This window comes from Lactococcus allomyrinae (genome assembly GCF_003627095.1).
Lineage (GTDB): Bacteria > Bacillota > Bacilli > Lactobacillales > Streptococcaceae > Lactococcus > Lactococcus allomyrinae.
Window position 1 is genome coordinate 1,572,549 of sequence record NZ_CP032627.1, and the last position, 16,756, is coordinate 1,589,304.

Below are 16,756 nucleotides of genomic sequence, written 5' to 3' on the forward strand. Positions count from 1 at the left end.
TTGCGGGGGAATTAGCACTCACTTGCTAAGTTAAAATAATTCTGTCAGCATACTGACAGAAAATCAGAGGAAGAAAATATGGCTTTTATTACTGAAAAACATCTTGATGACAGTAAATATACTTACAGTCTGGCTCCATCCGTAAAAAAATTTACACTCAAAGATACCACTTTCGTCCAAACAAAAATTGGAAATTTTGAGTTCAAAAGAATGCTCGAGGAAGTCCCTAATTCCAATGAAGGATTTCTTTTAAAGATTATCGTCAATCCAGATTTGACCGGTTTCAAATTATCTATTACAGACAAATCTGGACTTCGTAATGTCAATATCTTTAAAAATTCCAGTCCAATTATCCAAGAAAAATTTTACTTTCAAATGGATGCGCTTATTGACAGAGGTGTCTTTACAAAAAAGGAAGTATAATAAAAAAAGCTCCTAATTAGAAGAGCTTTTTTATTATACTTCCAACTTAAAACAAAAAACTGTCAGCATACTGACAGTTTTTAGAAGTAATATTTTCACATCACTATTTTTGTTATTGCTTATAAATTAAGCTTTGATTTCAGCAACGATACCTGAACCAACAGTACGTCCACCTTCACGGATAGAGAAAGTAGTACCTTGTTCGATCGCAACTGGGTGGATCAATTCAACGTCGATATGCACGTTGTCACCAGGCATCACCATTTCAGTTCCTTCTGGAAGTTTAACTGAACCAGTAACGTCAGTTGTGTGGAAGTAGAATTGAGGACGGTAGTTGTCGAAGAATGGAGTGTGACGTCCGCCTTCTTCTTTGCTCAATACGTAAACTTCACCTTCGAATGTTGTATGAGGAGTGATTGAACCTGGTTTAGCAATAACTTGACCACGTTCGATTTCGTCACGTTGAACACCACGGAGAAGTACACCAACGTTATCGCCAGCAAGACCTTCAGTAAGTGTTTTACGGAACATTTCGATACCAGTAACAACAGCTTTTTTAGTTTCTTCTTTGATACCAACGATTTCGATTTCGTCACCAACTTTAACAGTACCACGTTCGATACGTCCTGAAGCAACAGTACCACGACCAGTGATAGAGAATACATCTTCGACTGGAAGAAGGAGTGGCTTATCAGTGTCACGTTCTGGAGTTGGAATGTATTCGTCAACGATATCCATCAATTCTTCAACTTTAGCAACCCATTGAGGTTCACCGTTCAAAGCACCAAGTGCAGAACCAGCGATTACAGGAATATCGTCACCTGGGAAATCGTATTCTGTAAGAAGGTCACGAACTTCCATTTCAACAAGTTCCATCAATTCTTCATCATCAACAAGGTCAGCTTTGTTAAGGAAAACGATAAGATATTTAACACCAACTTGACGTGAAAGCAAGATATGTTCACGAGTTTGTGGCATAGGCCCATCAGTAGCAGCAACAACAAGGATTGCTCCGTCCATTTGAGCGGCACCAGTAATCATGTTTTTAACGTAGTCCGCGTGACCTGGAGCATCGATGTGGGCATAGTGACGTTTTTCAGTTGAATATTCGATATGGGCAGTGTTGATTGTGATCCCACGTTCGCGTTCTTCTGGTGCAGCATCAATAGCTGCGAAGTCAGTTTGGTCAGCCAAACCTTTATCTGCAAGAACTTTAGAGATAGCAGCTGACAATGTTGTTTTACCATGGTCAACGTGTCCGATAGTACCAATATTTACGTGTGGTTTGCTACGGTCGTAAACTTGTTTAGCCATTTTAAAAATGTCTCCTTTGAGAAAATTGTTTTTATTATAGGCAGGCTGCTTAATCACAATCTACCGTTCCTTATCATTATACTTAAAATCATTCAGAAATGCAAGTTTTACCAGCCTTTTATCTATCTTAGTTTTAGTTATAACACAAGTTTCTTTAATATAGCAATAAAAAAGAGAATAGTCAAGCCAAAAACAGGTACTATCACCTTCGTCTGCTCAATTCTTTCAACATTTTTAACCACATTTATAGCTCAAAAAGTAAACCAAACTGATTTATCCCTCATAATCAAAAAAGGGTTTTACAACCCTTAGTCATTATCATTTACCACATCTTAACAACCAATCTAGGGTAACTTTTCCTAAATCAGCAATTTGGATGAGATGCTCCAATGTTGGAATAATTTGATTTGCCTCTATTTCTTGTATCATTTCAGGTGGTAAGGCAGGTGAAAGTCTTGCTCCGAATTCAAATTTTGAAAGTTGAAGCCTAGTTCTTATCGTTTTAACTTTCTCCCCAAGTTCTTCTACTGCTTCCGACTTATCTTTATCATATTGAGTAGAATATTTTAATCTCTTTAGCTCATAACTTGCAACTTGCTGATCACTTTTATTCTGAGATACTACTATGTCCTTAATCGAATTATTTAAAGCAATTTCTATCTTTCTCAACATTCTCATATCAGGCTTTTTTCTCAAAAATATAATATCCGATACTAGTGCCGCTGGATACCCTATCTCTTCTGAAAGTTTCAGAATAGGAATTCTATAGCGGCGTATTTCTGCTTTCAATTTCTTTAACTGTTCATTGACATCTAACTGTTCTTTTTGAAGAGTATCCATATCTTTCTCTTTTCAATAATTCTTTAATTTATCCATAACTTCAAAATAGTAACTACGAATTACTAATTTGATACATAAAACTCTCTCAGACACTATTCCTAATAAGCTGATAAAATAACTAAACTCAAACTGATCACTAACCAAAGTACAATCATGACCGAAGTAAAACATCGAATCATAAATTCAGTACCTCTTGATTTATGACTGTCAACTAATGCTTCTGTTCCTCCCGAAAAAACATTTATTGCTCCATCCTGTTTCGATGGCTGTATAAAAATCGCTATAACAATCCCAATTGATATTATCAACATCATACTGAACAAAATATTGTAAATCACTTCTGTCGTTTCCTACTCCCTACTGAATTCTTTGTCAATAGCTTTTAAAGCTGCATTAAAAACCTGATCCATGTCATAGTATTGATAATTTCCCAATCGTCCTCCAAAGATAACTTGATTATATTTGTCAGCTTCCCTTCTATATTTTTTAAATATCTCTGAATTTTTTTTATCATTTATAGGATAATATGCTTCTTTGGTCTTATCCCACTTCTGAGGGTATTCTTTAGTCAAAACAGTATAATCGCCCTCTGCCTTTCTATCAAAATGTCGCCATTCCATCACACGAGTAAACGGAGTTTCAGAATCAGTATAATTAACCACAGCATTTCCCTGCATATTATCTGACTCAAAAAGTTGTGACTCAAAACGTATTGAACGATACTCAAGTTCACCAAACTTATAATCAAAAAATTGATCAATCATCCCAGTATAGATAATACGTGGAAATTCCTCCAAGTAGATTTCTCTATCATCGAAAAAATCTACTCCCACCTGAACATCGATCAATTCAGAATGTAGCATTTTATTAAAAATCTGTGTATAGCCATCTATAGGTATTCCCTGATACCGGTCATCAAAGTAGTTATTATCAAACGTGTAACGTACTGGTAACCTCCGAATAATGAACGCGGGCAATTCTGTCGCTTTTCGTCCCCATTGTTTCTCTGTATAACCCTTTATAAGTTTTTTATAAATATCTGTACCAATCAGAGCAATCGCTTGCTCTTCTAAGTTTTTGGGATTCTTAGGTATTTCAGCTGCATTTTTCTGTTCGAAAATTTTGTCCTTTGCTTCTTTAGGAGTCTTTACTCCCCACATTTGATAAAAAGTATTCATATTAAATGGAAGGTTATAAAATTCACCTTTATAATTAGCTAGCACCTGATTTGTATAACTCATGAACTCTGTAAACTGATTCATATAGTTCCAAATTCGTTTATCATTTGTATGAAATATATGAGCACCATAGTCATGGACATTAATACCATGCTCTTTATGTGTAAACATATTCCCTCCAATATGTAACCGCTTATCTATAACTAGTGAACGCTTACCGCGTTTAGCAGCCTCATAAGCAAATACCGAGCCAAAAGGACCAGCTCCAACTATAAGATAGTCATAATTTTTAGTATTATATTTCACTTTATCCTCACCTCCCTATTACACTTCTAAATATAATGAATCTTTAATTACTCAATTATTGATGATACTAAATCTCAAGAACACCCACCTTCTCATTTAGGTTGAATATAAGTTGCCAATGCCGCCACCCCAGCAGAAATATGACGCTCACTCACAATATTATTCCCCTTAACATTCATCTCAGAAACTAATATTGAGTTATCAGGATAGACCTTCTCCACAAAAGCCACATGACCATAAACAGAACTTGAACCTGCAACACCAGGAGGGAAACTTACTGCATAACCCTCTGTTGGAACAGTCGTCGTATAATAACCTTGGGCTTGAGCATTAATCCCCCACTCACCACCATTGCCCATATGAGTCCCAATCTGACCCCCAAGTTGAATGATTCGGTTATACACATACTGCGTACAATTCCCAAACGCATAACTCTCTGAACCTGGATATTCCACCCCATTATAAGTGGGGAAATTTGAGCTATCCAATTTTGAACTCAACACAGGACTTGTCGGTGTATCTGATGCCCACACTTGAGTACTGCTATCTACATTGTCATAGAAATTCAGATTATATTCTTGGATAATATCAATCAATTTTTGAGCATAGTCAGGATCTGTCGCGAAAACACCTTGCAACGATTCCGCTGCTTCTTGATAAGTTTTCGCCTGAGACTTCCATGAACCTGCATAAATATCTGGATTCCAAGTCGTCCCTTTCAACATTAAGTTAATATAATCATCTAAAGATTGGTCATAGTTACTATAAACTCGAAAACTCTGTTGAATAAAATAAGGATTAGTTCCAGCAAATTCTTGCGTTTGGAATGTCACTGCTTTCCCTAAGTAAGCCCCTGTAATATTGAAAATATTAAAGTACTTCTGAGCCATATTACTTTGACCATAGCCTGACTCTAAAATCGCTTGCGCCAAGATAATTGAAGCAAAAAGATTATTTTTACCCGCCAAAACCTGTACTCGAGGTGCAATACTCTTGATGAAAGCTTCTGGGCTAGACGCATCAATTTTCTTAATAGGTTGAGCGGCCTCTATTTTCTTCAACACAGGACCCGTATAAATCGATGTTGCATTACTCAGCTTTGAGTTTGCCACTGCCGAAGACTGATAATAAGCAGAATTCGCATAGCTAGAAACAACTGTTTCAGAATGCGAAGAAACACGACTTGTTACAGTTTTTGTAGATGAACTACCCGTTTTACTCGGAGTACTTGGCTTAGGTGACACTGGCTTCGGCTTACTTGGTGATGCTGGTGTGCTTGGCTTTGAAGCCGTTGGTTTATCCGGCGTACTCGGTGGAGTAGGAGGTGTGCTAGGTTCCGTAGGTTTGGTTTCATCTGGAGCTGTGACTGACGAATCATCTCCTGAATTTCCCGTTCCTTCCGAACTCTCCCCATTACTTCCCGTCTCATCTGGCCTATTGCTTGGTGTCTCATTATTATTATCTGTTGTTCCTTGACCCGTATCTCCTGTTTCCATTTGACCCGAATCATCACTCGTTACTAATTCATTACCATTGTTCACAACCTGTGACGTAGACGTCACCTCATTCGAAACTGGCAACTCATCTGCATGAGCCGCAGCACCAAACGTACTTATCCCCAGAGCTAGTGCTGTACCTGCCATTAGCTTGTAGGTTATATAAGTATCTGTTTTGTTTTTATTTTTTTTCAACTTTTCCCTCATTCATCTTCCTCAATATAAATATCTTTTACCTTTAAAAGCTTATGAAAGTAAATTATCAAGAACATCCTAAAAGAAAGCCTGCAAATGCAGAGCCTTCTTTTATTTAGTTCTTTAGGGTTACAAATTCAAGATGTGAAACACCCTATTATTTATTCCCCATCTCTTTCTTCTTTTTTACGTTTTCTTCCAAAAAGTGTTGCGCCAATAGCTCCTAGAAGAGTTGCCCAACCAGTTCCAGTGGCTAAAGCATCATTGGTTTCTCCAGTTTTTGGTAAAGAATTTACCATACCATTTGACGTTCCAGATGAACCACCGTTCGATGAATTTGAAGTACCTGACGTACCAGTATTTCCACCTCCACTACTTAAAGAAGTACTTAAACTCATTGAATCTGAGCTACTTGTTGACGTTGACAAACTCATAGAATATGAAAAACTCAATGAATTTGAAGTACTTAACGATGTAGACAAACTTGATGAATCTGACGTGCTCAATGAGCCTGATGTACTCAAGAATGTTGATAGACTTGTCGAATCTGAGAGACTCAACAAACCTGAATCACTTAACGATGTAGACAGACTTGAGGAATCCGACGTGCTCATTGAGCTTGAAGTACTGATAGAGGCGCTCAACGAACTTGAATCGCTTAATGAAGTGCTTGTACTCAACGAATTCGAATCACTGATTGAGGTAGACAGGCTTGAAGAGTCTGAGGTACTCATAGAATTAGAGTCACTCGTTGAGGTAGACAATGAACTTGAATCACTCAATGAAGTGCTTGTACTCAACGAATTCGAATCACTGATTGAGGTAGACAGGCTTGAAGAGTCTGAGGTACTCATAGAATTAGAGTCACTCGTTGAGGTAGACAATGAACCTGAATCACTCAATGAAGTGCTTGTGCTCAATGAGTTCGAATCACTGATCGAAGTAGACAACGAACTTGAATCACTCAATGAAGTGCTTGTACTCAACGAATTCGAATCACTAATCGAAGTAGACAGGCTTGAAGAGTCTGAGGTACTCATAGAATTAGAGTCACTCGTTGAGGTAGACAATGAACCTGAATCACTCAATGAAGTGCTTGTACTCAACGAATTCGAATCACTAATCGAAGTAGACAGGCTTGAAGAGTCTGAGGTACTCATAGAATTAGAGTCACTCGTTGAGGTAGACAATGAACCTGAATCACTCAATGAAGTGCTTGTACTCAACGAATTCGAATCACTAATCGAAGTAGACAGGCTTGAAGAGTCTGAGGTACTCATAGAATTAGAGTCACTCGTTGAGGTAGACAATGAACTTGAATCACTCAATGAAGTGCTTGTACTCAACGAATTAGAATCACTGATTGAGGTAGACAACGAACTTGAGTCGCTCAATGAAGTGCTCGTGCTCAACGAATTCGAATCACTGATTGAAGTAGACAATGAACTTGAATCACTCAATGAAGTGCTTGTGCTCAATGAGTTCGAATCACTAATCGAAGTAGACAGGCTTGAAGAGTCTGAGGTACTCATAGAATTAGAGTCACTCGTTGAGGTAGACAATGAACCTGAATCGCTCAATGAAGTGCTCGTGCTCAATGAGTTCGAATCACTGATCGAAGTAGACAACGAACTTGAGTCGCTCAATGAAGTGCTCGTGCTCAACGAATTCGAATCACTGATTGAAGTAGACAATGAACTTGAATCACTCAATGAAGTGCTTGTGCTCAATGAGTTCGAATCACTGATTGAGGTAGACAGGCTTGAGGAGTCTGAGGTACTCATGGAGTTCGAGTCACTGATTGAAGTAGACAGACTTGAAGAGTCTGAGGTACTCATAGAATTAGAGTCACTCGTTGAGGTAGACAATGAACTTGAATCACTCAATGAAGTGCTTGTACTCAACGAATTCGAATCACTGATTGAGGTAGACAGGCTTGAAGAGTCTGAGGTACTCATAGAATTAGAGTCACTCGTTGAGGTAGACAATGAACCTGAATCACTCAATGAAGTGCTTGTGCTCAATGAGTTCGAATCACTGATTGAGGTAGACAGGCTTGAGGAGTCTGAGGTACTCATGGAGTTCGAGTCACTGATTGAAGTAGACAGGCTTGAAGAGTCTGAGGTACTCATAGAATTAGAGTCACTCGTTGAGGTAGACAATGAACCTGAATCACTCAATGAAGTGCTTGTGCTCAATGAGTTCGAATCACTGATTGAGGTAGACAGGCTTGAGGAGTCTGAGGTACTCATGGAGTTCGAGTCACTGATTGAAGTAGACAGACTTGAAGAGTCTGAGGTACTCATAGAATTAGAGTCACTCGTTGAGGTAGACAATGAACTTGAATCACTCAATGAAGTGCTTGTACTCAACGAATTCGAATCACTGATTGAGGTAGACAGGCTTGAAGAGTCTGAGGTACTCATAGAATTAGAGTCACTCGTTGAGGTAGACAATGAACCTGAATCGCTCAATGAAGTGCTCGTGCTCAATGAGTTCGAATCACTGATTGAGGTAGACAGGCTTGAAGAGTCTGAGGTACTCATAGAATTAGAGTCACTCGTTGAGGTAGACAATGAACCTGAATCGCTCAATGAAGTGCTCGTGCTCAATGAGTTCGAATCACTGATCGAAGTAGACAACGAACTTGAATCACTCAATGAAGTGCTTGTGCTCAATGAGTTCGAATCACTAATCGAAGTAGACAGGCTTGAAGAGTCTGAGGTACTCATAGAATTAGAGTCACTCGTTGAGGTAGACAATGAACTTGAATCGCTTAATGAAGTGCTTGTACTCAACGAATTCGAATCACTGATTGAGGTAGACAGGCTTGAAGAGTCTGAGGTACTCATAGAATTAGAGTCACTCGTTGAGGTAGACAATGAACTTGAATCACTCAATGAAGTGCTTGTACTCAACGAATTCGAATCACTGATTGAGGTAGACAGGCTTGAAGAGTCTGAGGTACTCATAGAATTAGAGTCACTCGTTGAGGTAGACAATGAACCTGAATCACTCAATGAAGTGCTTGTGCTCAATGAGTTCGAATCACTGATCGAAGTAGACAACGAACTTGAATCACTCAATGAAGTGCTTGTACTCAACGAATTCGAATCACTAATCGAAGTAGACAGGCTTGAAGAGTCTGAGGTACTCATAGAATTAGAGTCACTCGTTGAGGTAGACAATGAACCTGAATCACTCAATGAAGTGCTTGTACTCAACGAATTCGAATCACTAATCGAAGTAGACAGGCTTGAAGAGTCTGAGGTACTCATAGAATTAGAGTCACTCGTTGAGGTAGACAATGAACCTGAATCACTCAATGAAGTGCTTGTACTCAACGAATTCGAATCACTAATCGAAGTAGACAGGCTTGAAGAGTCTGAGGTACTCATAGAATTAGAGTCACTCGTTGAGGTAGACAATGAACTTGAATCACTCAATGAAGTGCTTGTACTCAACGAATTAGAATCACTGATTGAGGTAGACAACGAACTTGAGTCGCTCAATGAAGTGCTCGTGCTCAACGAATTCGAATCACTGATTGAAGTAGACAATGAACTTGAATCACTCAATGAAGTGCTTGTGCTCAATGAGTTCGAATCACTAATCGAAGTAGACAGGCTTGAAGAGTCTGAGGTACTCATAGAATTAGAGTCACTCGTTGAGGTAGACAATGAACCTGAATCGCTCAATGAAGTGCTCGTGCTCAATGAGTTCGAATCACTGATCGAAGTAGACAACGAACTTGAGTCGCTCAATGAAGTGCTCGTGCTCAACGAATTCGAATCACTGATTGAAGTAGACAATGAACTTGAATCACTCAATGAAGTGCTTGTGCTCAATGAGTTCGAATCACTGATTGAGGTAGACAGGCTTGAGGAGTCTGAGGTACTCATGGAGTTCGAGTCACTGATTGAAGTAGACAGACTTGAAGAGTCTGAGGTACTCATAGAATTAGAGTCACTCGTTGAGGTAGACAATGAACTTGAATCACTCAATGAAGTGCTTGTACTCAACGAATTCGAATCACTGATTGAGGTAGACAGGCTTGAAGAGTCTGAGGTACTCATAGAATTAGAGTCACTCGTTGAGGTAGACAATGAACCTGAATCACTCAATGAAGTGCTTGTGCTCAATGAGTTCGAATCACTGATTGAGGTAGACAGGCTTGAGGAGTCTGAGGTACTCATGGAGTTCGAGTCACTGATTGAAGTAGACAGGCTTGAAGAGTCTGAGGTACTCATAGAATTAGAGTCACTCGTTGAGGTAGACAATGAACCTGAATCACTCAATGAAGTGCTTGTGCTCAATGAGTTCGAATCACTGATTGAGGTAGACAGGCTTGAGGAGTCTGAGGTACTCATGGAGTTCGAGTCACTGATTGAAGTAGACAGACTTGAAGAGTCTGAGGTACTCATAGAATTAGAGTCACTCGTTGAGGTAGACAATGAACTTGAATCACTCAATGAAGTGCTTGTACTCAACGAATTCGAATCACTGATTGAGGTAGACAGGCTTGAAGAGTCTGAGGTACTCATAGAATTAGAGTCACTCGTTGAGGTAGACAATGAACCTGAATCGCTCAATGAAGTGCTCGTGCTCAATGAGTTCGAATCACTGATTGAGGTAGACAGGCTTGAAGAGTCTGAGGTACTCATAGAATTAGAGTCACTCGTTGAGGTAGACAATGAACCTGAATCGCTCAATGAAGTGCTCGTGCTCAATGAGTTCGAATCACTGATCGAAGTAGACAACGAACTTGAATCACTCAATGAAGTGCTTGTGCTCAATGAGTTCGAATCACTAATCGAAGTAGACAGGCTTGAAGAGTCTGAGGTACTCATAGAATTAGAGTCACTCGTTGAGGTAGACAATGAACCTGAATCACTCAATGAAGTGCTTGTACTCAACGAATTCGAATCACTAATCGAAGTAGACAGGCTTGAAGAGTCTGAGGTACTCATAGAATTAGAGTCACTCGTTGAGGTAGACAATGAACCTGAATCACTCAATGAAGTGCTTGTACTCAACGAATTCGAATCACTAATCGAAGTAGACAGGCTTGAAGAGTCTGAGGTACTCATAGAATTAGAGTCACTCGTTGAGGTAGACAATGAACCTGAATCACTCAATGAAGTGCTTGTGCTCAATGAGTTCGAATCACTGATCGAAGTAGACAACGAACTTGAATCACTCAATGAAGTGCTTGTACTCAACGAATTCGAATCACTAATCGAAGTAGACAGGCTTGAAGAGTCTGAGGTACTCATAGAATTAGAGTCACTCGTTGAGGTAGACAATGAACCTGAATCACTCAATGAAGTGCTTGTACTCAACGAATTCGAATCACTAATCGAAGTAGACAGGCTTGAAGAGTCTGAGGTACTCATAGAATTAGAGTCACTCGTTGAGGTAGACAATGAACCTGAATCACTCAATGAAGTGCTTGTACTCAACGAATTCGAATCACTAATCGAAGTAGACAGGCTTGAAGAGTCTGAGGTACTCATAGAATTAGAGTCACTCGTTGAGGTAGACAATGAACTTGAATCACTCAATGAAGTGCTTGTACTCAACGAATTAGAATCACTGATTGAGGTAGACAACGAACTTGAGTCGCTCAATGAAGTGCTCGTGCTCAACGAATTCGAATCACTGATTGAAGTAGACAATGAACTTGAATCACTCAATGAAGTGCTTGTGCTCAATGAGTTCGAATCACTAATCGAAGTAGACAGGCTTGAAGAGTCTGAGGTACTCATAGAATTAGAGTCACTCGTTGAGGTAGACAATGAACCTGAATCGCTCAATGAAGTGCTCGTGCTCAATGAGTTCGAATCACTGATCGAAGTAGACAACGAACTTGAGTCGCTCAATGAAGTGCTCGTGCTCAACGAATTCGAATCACTGATTGAAGTAGACAATGAACTTGAATCACTCAATGAAGTGCTTGTGCTCAATGAGTTCGAATCACTGATTGAGGTAGACAGGCTTGAGGAGTCTGAGGTACTCATGGAGTTCGAGTCACTGATTGAAGTAGACAGACTTGAAGAGTCTGAGGTACTCATAGAATTAGAGTCACTCGTTGAGGTAGACAATGAACTTGAATCACTCAATGAAGTGCTTGTACTCAACGAATTCGAATCACTGATTGAGGTAGACAGGCTTGAAGAGTCTGAGGTACTCATAGAATTAGAGTCACTCGTTGAGGTAGACAATGAACCTGAATCACTCAATGAAGTGCTTGTGCTCAATGAGTTCGAATCACTGATTGAGGTAGACAGGCTTGAGGAGTCTGAGGTACTCATGGAGTTCGAGTCACTGATTGAAGTAGACAGGCTTGAAGAGTCTGAGGTACTCATAGAATTAGAGTCACTCGTTGAGGTAGACAATGAACCTGAATCACTCAATGAAGTGCTTGTGCTCAATGAGTTCGAATCACTGATTGAGGTAGACAGGCTTGAGGAGTCTGAGGTACTCATGGAGTTCGAGTCACTGATTGAAGTAGACAGACTTGAAGAGTCTGAGGTACTCATAGAATTAGAGTCACTCGTTGAGGTAGACAATGAACTTGAATCACTCAATGAAGTGCTTGTACTCAACGAATTCGAATCACTGATTGAGGTAGACAGGCTTGAAGAGTCTGAGGTACTCATAGAATTAGAGTCACTCGTTGAGGTAGACAATGAACCTGAATCGCTCAATGAAGTGCTCGTGCTCAATGAGTTCGAATCACTGATTGAGGTAGACAGGCTTGAAGAGTCTGAGGTACTCATAGAATTAGAGTCACTCGTTGAGGTAGACAATGAACCTGAATCGCTCAATGAAGTGCTCGTGCTCAATGAGTTCGAATCACTGATCGAAGTAGACAACGAACTTGAATCACTCAATGAAGTGCTTGTGCTCAATGAGTTCGAATCACTAATCGAAGTAGACAGGCTTGAAGAGTCTGAGGTACTCATAGAATTAGAGTCACTCGTTGAGGTAGACAATGAACCTGAATCACTCAATGAAGTGCTTGTACTCAACGAATTCGAATCACTAATCGAAGTAGACAGGCTTGAAGAGTCTGAGGTACTCATAGAATTAGAGTCACTCGTTGAGGTAGACAATGAACCTGAATCACTCAATGAAGTGCTTGTACTCAACGAATTCGAATCACTAATCGAAGTAGACAGGCTTGAAGAGTCTGAGGTACTCATAGAATTAGAGTCACTCGTTGAGGTAGACAATGAACCTGAATCACTCAATGAAGTGCTTGTACTCAACGAATTCGAATCACTAATCGAAGTAGACAGGCTTGAAGAGTCTGAGGTACTCATAGAATTAGAGTCACTCGTTGAGGTAGACAATGAACCTGAATCACTCAATGAAGTGCTCGTACTCATGGAATTAGAATCACTAATCGAAAGTGAGAAAGACTCTGAATCTGATAATGAGTTACTTAAAGAACCCGAGTCACTAATTGAAATAGAGAGGGATTCTGAATCTGAAAGGGAATCACTTAGCGAGATACTATCGCTCAATGAACTTGAATCGCTAATTGAGAGTGAAAGAGACTCTGAATCTGATAATGAGTTACTTAAAGAACCCGAGTCACTAATTGAAACAGAGAGGGATTCCGAATCTGAAAGAGAATCGCTCAGTGAATTTGAAGCACTGATTGAAATAGACAGAGATTCTGAGTCTGAAAGGGAATCACTTAGCGAGATACTATCGCTCAATGAATTTGAATCGCTAATTGATAGTGAGAGAGATTCTGAATCTGATAATGAGTTACTTAAAGAACTCGAATCACTCGTTGAAACAGAGAGAGATTCCGAATTTGAAAGAGAATCGCTCAGTGAGATACTATCACTTAATGAATTTGAAGCACTGATCGAAATCGAAAGAGACTCTGAGTTTGAAAGGGAGTCGCTTAAAGAACTTGAATCACTGATTGAAATAGACAGAGATTCTGAACCTGAAAGAGAATCACTTAGCGAGATATTATCACTCAATGAATTTGAATCACTAATTGAGAGTGATAGAGATTCTGAATCTGATAATGAGTTGCTTAAAGAACTCGAGTCACTCGTTGAAACAGAGAGAGATTCCGAATTTGAAAGAGAATCGCTCAGTGAACTTGAAGCACTGATCGAAATCGAAAGAGACTCTGATGAAAGGGAGTCGCTTAAAGAACTTGAAGCACTGATTGAAATAGACAGAGATTCTGAACCTGAAAGAGAATCACTTAGCGAGATACTATCGCTCAATGAATTTGAATCACTAATTGAGAGTGATAGAGACTCTGAATCTGATAATGAGTTACTAAGAGATTGACTGTCACTCAATGATTCACTTAGAGAACCGCTGTCACTCAATGAATTACTCAACGAGATACTTTGACTAGATGAATCACTTATAGAGAGGCTCTCACTTATAGATTCACTTAATGAGAGGCTCTCACTCATAGAACCTGTATTACTTTCTGTTGAATCACTCAGAGAAATACTTGTGCTTATGGAAATGGAATCACTAGTTGATACGCTAGTAGATGTACTTATTGAATCTGATTCACTTAAAGATAATGATTCGCTTCCAGCTGGACTGTAAACATAGATTGTTTCATTATCTGCTGTTGTAGTATCAGTAACAACTGTTGAAGTTGGTTGACTTGTTCCCGTTGGCAGTAATGACGATCCTGGTTGAACATATACATAACCATCTGGAACATTAGTTTGTGTATAAAGACTTCGAGTCCAATCTATTGTATTTCCAACATTAGCTGGAACATTACTAGTACCTGAACTTTCAATTCCCACCTGACTAGAAGATGTAGCTACTGCTAGGCCTGTTTGTGCATCAACATATGTATAACTGATGTTGGGATTTGCCTGACCGTAAACGTAAATATTATAAGTATAAGTCGTTCCCGACATAGGAACAATGGCAAAGTTTGCTTGACCGTACTGATCACCATTATCGGTGGTAGTTGTACTATCTCCTCCTGGTTGTCCTCCACTTCCTGTTGGTGCTCCTGAATAAATTTGACTATCAGTTGCTCCTCCAATTGCCCACATATATCCTGTAGGCATGTTATCAACAGCATAAGTTGTATTTACTAAATTGATATCTTGGCCAATGTAGTTGGCATCATTGGATAATGGAACTGTTGTATTGCCTACTGTATCCCCATTTTGATTAATATAATTAATCTGTATATTCCCAACAGGTAAAGCATTAGTTTGAAGCTCACGTGTACTAGTATTAATAATATTAGATGTTGCTGTTCCACCATTAACTGTAGTCGTTCCATTTTGAACTGTTAAAGTTCCAAAGGTACCAGTTGCATCTGGAGTAGCTGGCTTAGCATTTGTTCCTTGCCATGAATCAATGCTAGAATTATTCATGCTAAATGTTCCTGCACCAGTAACTAACCTACCTGCAATAGGGTTTCCTGAAGCATTATATATTCCGAGATGTAAGCTTTTAGGAGAAATAAAGGTTACCGAAGATGTTCCTGCCATCTGAATTACACTACCTGCAATCCATTGTTGAATATCAAGTGTTGTTCCTGCATTAAATAAAACTTTTTGTGTGCCTGTTGTTTGAATAGCACCAGCTGCTACAATCTTAGGAGCAGATAAATTAAAGTTTTGACCAAAAGTAAAGGTAGCATTCGCAACGCTTCCTTGTGTTCCATTGATAAAGTATTGGAAACCAGTCTGAGTCCAATTAACATTATCACCAGCTGTTATTCCGTCCACATACATATATGCTGCAGGATAGTTAGCCGCTTGTCCATTGTAGGTATTAGCTGTATTTGAAGAACCATCTCCCATCGTAATGGTATTTCCATAACCGGCTGTTCCCGATGGTGCACGAACTGCAAAATAAAATTCTGAAAATGCTACATCATTGGAGGTACGATTAAGTGTTACACTTGAATTATTCGCAATATTAACACCAGTAACGTAACGAGTAACTTCATTTGATATATTAAAGACATTTGTTCCAGAAAATACTACTTTTGCATAATAACTAACCAGTACATGAATTGGATTATTACCGTTTGAAGCACTCTTAGTTAATGTCACATTATTAACATTTGCCGTTAATTGCCCACCTGCCCCACCAGAAGTTTGTATGAGGGCATAGCCATCTCCATCATTTACGGCAAATCCTTGTTGAGCTTGCATATTACTTAATGTAAAAGTAGTAGGAGTTGTGATATTTGCCCAACTAAATGTTTGCGTTCCGAGGTCAACTGTATTATTATTACCTTGAACAATGACACTAGCACCATTGGCACGAGCAGACATTGCTGTTCCACCAGTAGTAGGATAAGTAATGTTAGCCGTAATATCAATGTAAGTAATATTAGAATTCGCCCATGCACTTTGTAATTGTGCATATGTTGTTACATTTGCATAGGTACCATTAGCTATTGCGGTTGCTTTATAAGTAGCATCATTCACAACTTGATCAGGAGTTGCAACAGTAACTGATGTCGGTGATGCAGGTGTTGTACCAAGACCGCTTTCAAAACTTCCACGATTAACGTCTGGGTCTGTTGCAACTTGATTAATAGTTCCACCAGCCGTTGTTCCTAATGCCTGAGTAGAAGGTATAGTGGTTCCAGATGTGTTGGCTAAAACAGGTTCAGCTTGCACTGCTACTGCTACACCTGCTGCACCACCACCTAATACGCTGACTGTCGATATCGCTGCGTACATCCAACGTTTCTTACTTTTATACATCCTATATCTTAATTTCGGTTCGGAGATAATTTTGGATATATTTTTATTTTTTAAATTCATATATAAATTTCCTATTATTTTTTAAATGTTGCTTTTTGGAGTATTTAGTAGTTTTACTACTCAGGGGCCCCTCTGGTTTATTGACTCAGAAAGAAGTTTAAAAACTGGTAACCATACTCTTACTTCTCTCACTATCGTCATTTCTATATTACTTATCATTTCCTGCTCCCAGACTTTTTCAAACTTATTATTAAAT

The 16,756-nt window shown here is 39.2% G+C and carries 7 protein-coding genes; 1 reads left to right on the forward strand and 6 read right to left on the reverse strand.

Annotated features, from left to right (window positions below; translation table 11 throughout):
- Nucleotides 1–78 precede the first annotated feature (78 nt).
- Nucleotides 79–423: a DUF1831 domain-containing protein gene (locus D7I46_RS07255; protein WP_120772292.1), complete on the forward strand. Its 345-nt coding sequence runs from the start codon at nt 79–81 to the stop codon at nt 421–423.
- A 126-nt stretch (nt 424–549) separates the two neighbouring features.
- On the opposite strand, the gene tuf is transcribed toward D7I46_RS07255, so the two are convergent.
- From tuf to D7I46_RS13805, 6 genes are all read right to left on the reverse strand, one after another.
- The gene (tuf, locus tag D7I46_RS07260) at nt 550–1,737 is read right to left on the reverse strand and encodes an elongation factor Tu (protein WP_120772293.1); all 1,188 of its coding nucleotides are present in this window, start codon (nt 1,735–1,737) and stop codon (nt 550–552) included.
- A gap of 318 nt (nt 1,738–2,055) precedes the next feature.
- The gene (locus D7I46_RS07265) at nt 2,056–2,577 is read right to left on the reverse strand and encodes a helix-turn-helix domain-containing protein (RefSeq protein ID WP_120772294.1); all 522 of its coding nucleotides are present in this window, start codon (nt 2,575–2,577) and stop codon (nt 2,056–2,058) included.
- Nucleotides 2,578–2,675: 98 nt separating this feature from the next.
- A complete protein-coding gene (secG, locus tag D7I46_RS07270) occupies nt 2,676–2,891 on the reverse strand; it encodes a preprotein translocase subunit SecG (protein WP_120773319.1) in 216 nt (71 codons plus the stop codon).
- A gap of 36 nt (nt 2,892–2,927) precedes the next feature.
- A complete protein-coding gene (gene glf, locus D7I46_RS07275; RefSeq protein WP_120772295.1) occupies nt 2,928–4,061 on the reverse strand; it encodes a UDP-galactopyranose mutase in 1,134 nt (377 codons plus the stop codon).
- 92 nt (nt 4,062–4,153) lie between these two features.
- Nucleotides 4,154–5,764, reverse strand: coding sequence for an amidase domain-containing protein (locus D7I46_RS07280; RefSeq protein WP_120772296.1), 1,611 nt, complete (start codon nt 5,762–5,764; stop codon nt 4,154–4,156).
- Between the two features lie 149 nt (nt 5,765–5,913).
- The gene (locus tag D7I46_RS13805; protein ID WP_420844017.1) at nt 5,914–16,560 is read right to left on the reverse strand and encodes a KxYKxGKxW signal peptide domain-containing protein; all 10,647 of its coding nucleotides are present in this window, start codon (nt 16,558–16,560) and stop codon (nt 5,914–5,916) included.
- Between the last annotated feature and the right edge of the window lie 196 nt (nt 16,561–16,756).

Coding starts and splice junctions, on each gene's coding strand:
- tuf (WP_120772293.1), bottom strand. CDS start 1,737: ATGGCTAAACAAGTTTACGACCGTAGCAAACCACACGTAAATATTGGT.
- secG (WP_120773319.1), bottom strand. CDS start 2,891: ATGATGTTGATAATATCAATTGGGATTGTTATAGCGATTTTTATACAG.
- D7I46_RS13805 (WP_420844017.1), bottom strand. CDS start 16,560: ATGAATTTAAAAAATAAAAATATATCCAAAATTATCTCCGAACCGAAA.
- D7I46_RS07280 (WP_120772296.1), bottom strand. CDS start 5,764: ATGAGGGAAAAGTTGAAAAAAAATAAAAACAAAACAGATACTTATATA.
- D7I46_RS07255 (WP_120772292.1), top strand. CDS start 79: ATGGCTTTTATTACTGAAAAACATCTTGATGACAGTAAATATACTTAC.
- D7I46_RS07265 (WP_120772294.1), bottom strand. CDS start 2,577: ATGGATACTCTTCAAAAAGAACAGTTAGATGTCAATGAACAGTTAAAG.